This window comes from Malonomonas rubra (assembly GCF_003247215.1).
In the GTDB taxonomy this organism is placed as follows: domain Bacteria; phylum Desulfobacterota; class Desulfuromonadia; order Desulfuromonadales; family Geopsychrobacteraceae; genus Malonomonas; species Malonomonas rubra_A.
The window spans coordinates 1-7,140 of record NZ_QKAP01000098.1 but is presented as its reverse complement, the minus strand read 5'-3'; the positions used below and the strand labels follow the sequence as shown (position 1 = coordinate 7,140).

The following is a 7,140-nucleotide window of genomic DNA, read 5'->3' as shown; positions in this document are numbered from 1 at the left end:
CGCAGGACGATCTGACCGGAAACTCCAGAGGCTCCGCTCGGCTGAATCGGCATGTCGGCAATCTGTTTAAACGGCGAATAGATGGTGCCGAGCGGTTCGATCTGCATGTCAGGCTCCGGTTTGTGCCGGTTCCGTGCTAGTGACGCAGGGGCAGTTTTTCGGGTCCCGTTCGCCGACCGATTCCAGTTTGAGGCCGATCCAGTTATGCACCTGCTCGACATCGAAACCTGCCAGGCGTTCATTACTGACCTGCATCAACGGGCGGACAATCAGCAGCGGCTCGGCGACCATCATCTCCAATGCGTCAGCTGCGGTGACCTGCTGCGGGTCGAGCTCTCCCGATTTGATCCGTGGGTTGGTAATGTTGAACCACTCGGATACGGGGCGTTCCCCAAAGAATTGGGCCAGGCTCTCTTCCGTCCATTCTTCGCTCAGCAGATCACGGACTTCCAATTGATGCCCGGAGGCGAGCAGGATTTCTTTCTGCCGACTGTTCCCTTTGCAACCCGGTTTTTCCCAGAAAATAATTTTTGCCATCGCTAGTATCCTTCGTTTTGGCTCAGCAGCACTCCCGCTCAATCTGCGCCAGCAGGGTCAGGGCCGCTTCGTCCTCATACTCTTCAAAAATTTCGTATAGGTTGTTGATGTATGTGTGAATCAAAAAGAGTTCGTCAAACTCGCGGCCACTGGTTTCAGCCGGTTTGCCAATTTTGGCGAGCATCCCTTTGAATTTCTCCCAGAAGGGGTTGGTTTTTTCCGGATCATCGATATGCTTGCGCAGCATCGTCATCAGTTTCTTCGAATTGCCTTCACAGTCGATATTGCGATAGGTGACGTAGCGGTCGGTCTTGGTGGTCATGTGGTGCGTTCCTTGGTTTTAGTTCTGATTTATTCGTCTTCCGGGGCGAAGCAGAGTAGGTAGTCGCTGCATTCGCCGCAGTTGGGCGACTTGCACATCACCCCGCCGTTCAGGTCGCAGACCTGCTTGAACAGATAGCGTTTCCAGCGCATCCCTTTGTCATTGGCGATTGCCAGAGTCGGCAGGTGGCGATGGATTGCTGCGGTCAATTGCGGGCGTTCCAGAAAGCCCATGGATACCCACAGGTGTCCTGGTTGGGCAGTACGGGCGGCGATAACTTTGGCGACCAGCTCGGAGATGTGCGCTCGTTTGCCCGACTGGTCGTGCGAAACGTGGGAAAGCAGAATGTCGAGTATCTCCTGGTTGATCTCCGGTGGCGATGATTTGCTGTTGACGAGGCCTTTCCGAACCTGATAAGGGTCGAAGTTGGGGAAATAGATGGCGAAGATCTTGTCGATGTCGGTCACCTTCAGACCGAGTGCAGCGGCGAAAGAACTATTCTCCTGCTGCGCCAGGGTCAGAAGACCGGCGAACATCTGGCGATCTTCATAAAAAATTCCGGGTGGGGTGTCTGTATCGAGCAGCGCGCGGTAGAAGGGATCATGCCGGTTTACTTTTGGGCCGGAATCTTCGTCCTGCTGCGCCGATAATTCTGCCGCGACCGGATTGGCGCCGTTGCGGGCGCTGGAGATGGCCGCCTGCAGGGCCTGGGTAGCCAGTTTGACGCAGTAATCCCGCTCTTTCGGTAGGCCTCCTAGTCTCGCCTCGATCAGCTCCGGGGTAAACCGGCTGATGTCTTGTAGGCTATGCCCCTCGCCCAACTCTGCCGCCACCGCGCATGCGGCGATGGTGTAGCCGCAGCCGAAGACCTGAAAGCGGATGACATCGACAATCTCTTTGTTCAGCTTGAGGGTGAAGCGTACCGCCAGCCGTTTGCCGCGATCTTTTCCTGACAGGCCGACTTCACCGGTGCCGTCCGGGTTTTCCAGCAGTCCGACGTGAGATTCGTCGCTGGCATATTTGAGGATTTTTTCCGTGTAGCCTTGCATGTTCTCATTTCCCCCAATTGGTTTCCGCAAAGTCGCGAGCCGACCATTGCATGCTGGGTTCACCCCGCATGCCGCATCGCATTCGCCGCATTCGCACATTCAAACAGGAAATACGCTCCCCCCTCGTACAGGATGTCGTTCTTCAGCGGGTTCCCTACCTGTTCCCAGTTCGGAATTCCGCGCAGCACCAACCCTTTGTGTAGCCGGTGTGCAAGCGCCTCGCAGTGAAAGTTCCCGATGATCAAATCGTAGTCATCGGCTAGGGCTTCGGCGTCTTCCAGGTCGCCAACCAGCACTTTTGCGGCGCGGATTTTCTCCAGCTGTGGCGAGTCGACGGTCGAAATCGCTACGCTCACGCGGCCCCCGGCTTCATAGAGCGATTGGCAGATCCCGGCGAGTTGGTCCGGTTCGCCGACGACCAGACAGCGGGTCTGCCCGAGAGAGAAGTGCGAGTCGAGCATGGCGTCCTGCAGGCGTTTGCGCCAGCGGACGATATTGGTTTGCGGCAGCTCGATACCTGTTTCGCGCATCAGCAGCGCAAGCAAACTGTCAGATGCTTCCAGACCGCTCAAGTGCGGGAAGTGCTGATGGCGCAGCGTTGGATTTTTTTTCTGCAGTGCCGTAGCGCACTTCTGCATTGAATCACCGATGGTCAGCACCAGCGCCGCGTCGCCTAGCTGCTGGATTTCCTCGACGGCAATCCCACCGCTCGACAACGCCGCTTGCTTTTCTCCCAGGTGGCCGTCGAGGGAGGTCGACAGGTCGGGCAGGGCGAACGTGTTGAATCCGAATGCTTCGCAGGTCTGTTTGATCTTCTCAACCTCGATCGGTTGCAGACTGACATGCGGCAGGATAACCAGCTTCTGCGGGTCGATATCGTCAGTCGGTTTCACTAGTTGTTCGATCAGCGCCTGACAGGTCAGAGCCCAGCCGCTTTCCAGTCCCCCTTCGTAGTCGGGGGTGTTGACCCAGACCAACGGATAATCGACCTTGCCGGCGACGCCGCGGATGTCATCTCCCTTGGTTTCCGGCAGCCCAGTGGTGTGCAGTCCAATCAAGCTCGGGGTAACCTTTTTGCAGATGTTCTTCACCGACTCAACGATACTGTAGTCGCCGCCGTCGAGGACGGCGATGGCGTCGGTGATCGCCGATGTCTGTATGGCGATCGGCTCACAGAAGTGCCGGGTGTAAAAAACTTTGGTGAAACTGGTGCAGCCTTGGCCGCCGTGCATCAGTGGCATACATTTGTCGATACCTAGAAACGCGAGGGTCGCGCCCATCGGCTGGCTCAGTTTGAACGGGTTGACCTGCAGCGGCTTGTTCGATTTATGTCTTACTTCTCCCATGGCGCCCTCCGTGAAACCAGCTTGAAGACCGGGTTCTCCAGTGCATTCTTCAGATCCTCGGCCAGGTTGAGCAGGCCTGCATAGCCGCCGTAGCTCTTCTTCTTTTCCTGGTTGACGTCGGCAAAAGCGATCCCTTTTTTGATCGCCGTGTAGAGCGAACGTCCGCCGGCTAGTAGCAGGTGGGCGCCTCGTTCGTCAATCAGTTTAGCTTGCTCGACACCAGGGTTCATCATCAGTACGCCATTCTCGCCAAGATACTCACGGGCCTTAGCGCGGTCCGCCTCGGTCGCTTTTTTTACCGCCGTAGCGACCACCTCAATGCCTAAGTCCTGCAGCGCCGAGGTGATCGACCAGCTCTTGTTGCCGCCAGTGTTGAGCACCGCTTTCTTGCCGGCGAAGACTTTTTTGTAGGGGGCGAGTTTTTCTTCCAGTTTCGCTTCTTCGCGGGCGATCAGTTTTTCGGTTCGCTCGATCAGGTCCGCATCCCCAAACGCTTCGGCGATCGCCATTAAGCCATTGCTGGTGTCCCGTTTGCCGTAAAAGGAGAGGGAGATTGATGGAATCCCGTATTGTTCCTGCATCTTGCGGGTCAGCGAGATCAACGACTTGGCGCAGACGATCACGTTCAGCTTGGCGCGGTGGGCGGTGCGGATATCGGCCACGCGGCCGTCACCGGAGAGGGTCGAGAGGATGCGGATGCCGAGCTCGTCGAGCAGGTGGCTGTACTGCCACATGTCGCCGGTGACATTGTATTCGCCGATCAGGTTGATATCGAACGGGGTTGTCTTTTCCGGTTCCTTGGTACCGATCAGGTTGCGCAGCGCTGCTTCGCCGCCGAGCCGACTGCCAAGGTTTTTGCTGCCGACGAAACCGGGCGCGTGCACCGGTACCATCGGTACACCATGTTTTTCCGCGGCCAGCTTGCAGACTTGATCGATGTCGTCGCCGATCAGCGCGGTGACGCAGGTCGAATAGACAAAGACCGCTTCCGGCGAGTATTTCTCCATGATGTAGTCGATGGCGTCGGTCAGTTTCTGCTCGCCGCTGAAGACCACATCGTTCAGATTGATGTCGGTGGTGAAGCCGACCTGGGTCAGATCGCGGCCTGGCCAGCTGGTTTTAGTGGCGCGGGTCTCCCAGCTGGAGCCAAGGCAAGTCATCGGCCCGTGTACCAGATGCGCGGCATCGGCGTAGGGGAACAGTGAGATCTGTGCTCCCTCGAACGCGCAGCCGCCGGTGGTCGCTCCTGGGGTCGGAGCGTTGCAGGCGACCTTTTTCGTCTTATTGTGTTCGCAACTGCTCTCATCGAGCAATTCACGAATTTTCGGTTTAGCAGACACGATTCAATTCCTTTTCCAGAGTCAAATAAAATTCCATGGCGTCGTTGGGAGGGAACAATCAGAAGCTACGACTTTGTAGATATCTTAAAAGTTCTATGAGCAAAACCCTTGCCAGTTTTATTACTTGCTGATTTTACTCGGTTTTGCTTCAGCTGATGGTTTTAGTGGCGCGAAATCTGTGCATTCTGCTTATTAATTGATCACTTTTTTGTCAGCGTTCGGGATTTCAGCTGCTATTTCTCGGTATTTTATCTGTCGGCATGGGCTTTGCTGATGTTTCTGGGTACTATGCTTTCGGTAAAGGCGCCGGTGGCAAAACAGGCAACGACGCCCCGTCCTCTACAGTAAAGGTGCGGGGGTTTTTCTTTGGGTGATGATTATGGATATTCTGGAAAATAGAGCAATTGTGATTGATGACACGACCTTGCGCGATGGCGAGCAGACTGCGGGGGTCGTCTTCAATCTGGAAGAGAAGAAGCGGATTGCGCAGATGCTGGACGAAATCGGGGTCGGCGAGCTTGAATGCGGCATTCCGGCGATGGGCGAGCAGGAGCAGGCATCGATTCGCGCGCTGGTTGACATGGGCTTGAATGCTCGCCTGATCACTTGGAACCGTGCCGTGATCTCCGATATCCAGGCCTCGTTGCAGACCGGGGTAGAGGCGGTAGATATCTCCCTGTCGGTCTCCGATCAGCATATTCAGTATAAGTTGGGCAAAAGCCGTGAATGGGTGAAGGAGCAGCTGAAGGTTGCTCTCGGTTTTGCCAAACAGCATGACCTGTACGTTTCGGTCGGTGGCGAAGATGCCAGCCGGGCCGATCTCGATTTTCTGGTCGAGTTGTGCCAGATCGCCGAGACCGAAGGCGCCGACCGGTTTCGCTTCTGTGATACCCTCGGGGTCCTCGATCCTTTCTCGACCTACGATATGGTGGCGTACCTTTGTCAGCGGACCGGGCTCGATCTGGAAGTGCACACCCATAACGATCTGGGGATGGCGACAGCCAACGCTATCGCTGGTATCCGTGCCGGGGCGCGTTTTGTCAACACGACGGTCAATGGTCTTGGTGAGCGGGCCGGAAATGCCGCTCTCGAAGAAGTTGTCATGGCGCTCAAGCACGCCTGTGGTATCGATCCCCAGATTGATACCCGGCGGTTTGTCGAAATTTCCCGTTACGTTGGGCTGGCCAGTAGTCATCCTGTCCCCGACTGGAAGGCGGTTGTCGGGGAAAAGGTATTTTCCCACGAGTCGGGTCTGCATGCAGACGGGGTGATCAAAAATCCGCTCAACTATGAAGGGTTCGACCCGGCAGAAGTTGGTTTGCAGCGGCATATGGTGCTGGGGAAACACTCTGGCAGCCACGGCCTGATTCAGCGCTTGGAGCAGTTGCAGGTTGACCTGCAAACGGTCGATGTCGATTTGCTGTTGTCTCGGGTGAGGAGTAGGTCGCAGCAAAACAAGAAATCGATCGACAATAGCGAGTTGTTGAAACTCTGTCATGTCGCGTAACAGATCAATGCAGTTTCGTCAGCTAACAGAGGAAGATTGGCTGTTGTTCCTGCACTGGGCCGCGCAAGAGAACTGGCGGGTTTCGTTTCAGGAGAAGCGCTTGTTTCAAAACCAGTGGCGGCCGTATTTTTTTGCATTGCACGCGGAAGGGGAGGTCCAGGGTTTTGTTTCTGCCGTAGCCTACAAGGAGAGCGGCTGGATAGGCAACCTGCTGGTCGCTGAAGAGCGGCGGGGGCATGGCTATGGATCGGCACTGTTCGATTTTTCCCTGGAGTTTCTGCGGCAGGCTAATTTAAGGCGGATCTGGTTAACGGCTTCGGAAAAGGGGCAACCGATTTATGAACGCCGCGGCTTCAAGGTTGTCGATCTTATAGAGCGGTGGCGTGCGATCGGCTTGGGGAATTCAGTCGCGCCGGTAACTTCGGATGTTGTAGAGCTTGTCGATATCGATACGAACTGTTGGGGCGAGTCGCGGGCACCTTTGATCCGTGCTTTGCATGATGATGGTATCATCTATCGTGTCGAAAACGCCATTGGCCTGCTACAGCAGAGTGTTTCGGCCTGGCAACTGGGGCCTTGGCTGTCTCTTGACAATAATGTGCGCGATAACCGGCAGCTCCTCAAACTGGTGGTAGATAAAACCTCTCTCGGCAAGGATTTGCTGATTGATGTGCTTCACTCTGCCGAGATGGATATGGTTCTGCGCACCAGCGGGTTTGAAAAAACCGGCAGTAATCAACTGATGGTGCTCAGTGACGAGCCGGTCCGGTTGAATGGCGTAATGGCACTGGCTAGTTTGGGCAGTATCGGCTGAGTTTCAGTTGAATGTTGAAAATGCCGCTAATTGAATTGTTGAGGTCATTTTTTTCTTGCACCGCGTCTGGCTTTAGGGTAGAAAGTGCCGTCTGATCGCAACAGCGACCTGCAGGGACATTTCCTGCGGGGGCTTAGAAGTTATAAGTCCCTATCGTCTAGCCTGGCCCAGGACACCGGCCTTTCACGCCGGCGACGGGGGTTCGAATCCCCCTGGGGACGCCAC

General features: G+C 55.8%; 7 protein-coding genes and 1 tRNA gene. 3 read left to right on the top strand and 5 right to left on the bottom strand.

Going from position 1 to position 7,140, the window contains the following annotated elements:
* Nucleotides 1-108: 108 nt before the first annotated feature.
* The 5 genes from Q7J88_RS10515 to nifE are packed head-to-tail and all read right to left on the bottom strand — an operon-like array spanning nt 109 to nt 4,594.
* Nucleotides 109-537 carry an ArsC/Spx/MgsR family protein gene (locus tag Q7J88_RS10515; protein WP_303722147.1) on the bottom strand — a complete coding sequence of 143 codons (429 nt, stop codon included), beginning with the start codon at nt 535-537 and terminating at the stop codon, nt 109-111.
* A gap of 22 nt (nt 538-559) precedes the next feature.
* The gene (cowN, locus tag Q7J88_RS10510) at nt 560-859 is read right to left on the bottom strand and encodes a N(2)-fixation sustaining protein CowN (protein ID WP_303722146.1); all 300 of its coding nucleotides are present in this window, start codon (nt 857-859) and stop codon (nt 560-562) included.
* Nucleotides 860-888: 29 nt separating this feature from the next.
* Nucleotides 889-1,908, bottom strand: a complete 1,020-nt coding sequence (locus tag Q7J88_RS10505; RefSeq protein ID WP_303722145.1) for a nitrogen fixation protein NifQ — start codon at nt 1,906-1,908, stop codon at nt 889-891.
* 59 nt (nt 1,909-1,967) lie between these two features.
* The gene (gene nifN / locus Q7J88_RS10500) at nt 1,968-3,254 is read right to left on the bottom strand and encodes a nitrogenase iron-molybdenum cofactor biosynthesis protein NifN (RefSeq protein WP_303722144.1); all 1,287 of its coding nucleotides are present in this window, start codon (nt 3,252-3,254) and stop codon (nt 1,968-1,970) included.
* Nucleotides 3,242-4,594 (bottom strand): nitrogenase iron-molybdenum cofactor biosynthesis protein NifE, encoded by a 1,353-nt coding sequence (gene nifE, locus Q7J88_RS10495; RefSeq protein ID WP_303722143.1) that lies wholly within the window; start codon nt 4,592-4,594, stop codon nt 3,242-3,244. Before nifE ends, nifN begins: the two co-directional genes overlap by 13 nt.
* Before the next feature lie 379 nt (nt 4,595-4,973).
* On the opposite strand from nifE, the gene nifV reads away from it, so the two are divergent.
* The 3 genes from nifV to Q7J88_RS10480 all read left to right on the top strand — a co-directional run bounded on the left by nifV (nt 4,974) and on the right by Q7J88_RS10480 (nt 7,139).
* Complete coding sequence (gene nifV / locus Q7J88_RS10490) at nt 4,974-6,101, top strand: homocitrate synthase (RefSeq protein WP_303722142.1); 1,128 nt, start codon at nt 4,974-4,976, stop codon at nt 6,099-6,101.
* Entirely contained in the window at nt 6,091-6,915 is an 825-nt protein-coding gene (locus Q7J88_RS10485; protein ID WP_303722141.1) for a GNAT family N-acetyltransferase, read from the top strand. The genes nifV and Q7J88_RS10485 overlap by 11 nt, the downstream gene beginning before the upstream one ends.
* 146 nt (nt 6,916-7,061) lie before the next feature.
* A tRNA-Glu gene (locus Q7J88_RS10480) sits at nt 7,062-7,139 on the top strand.
* Nucleotide 7,140 lies beyond the last annotated feature (1 nt).

Bases quoted from the DNA above. Each gene is read 5' to 3' on its own strand.
- Q7J88_RS10515 (WP_303722147.1), bottom strand. From the start codon at position 537: ATGGCAAAAATTATTTTCTGGGAAAAACCGGGTTGCAAAGGGAACAGT.
- cowN (WP_303722146.1), bottom strand. From the start codon at position 859: ATGACCACCAAGACCGACCGCTACGTCACCTATCGCAATATCGACTGT.
- Q7J88_RS10505 (WP_303722145.1), bottom strand. From the start codon at position 1,908: ATGCAAGGCTACACGGAAAAAATCCTCAAATATGCCAGCGACGAATCT.
- nifN (WP_303722144.1), bottom strand. From the start codon at position 3,254: ATGGGAGAAGTAAGACATAAATCGAACAAGCCGCTGCAGGTCAACCCG.
- nifV (WP_303722142.1), top strand. From the start codon at position 4,974: ATGGATATTCTGGAAAATAGAGCAATTGTGATTGATGACACGACCTTG.
- Q7J88_RS10485 (WP_303722141.1), top strand. From the start codon at position 6,091: ATGTCGCGTAACAGATCAATGCAGTTTCGTCAGCTAACAGAGGAAGAT.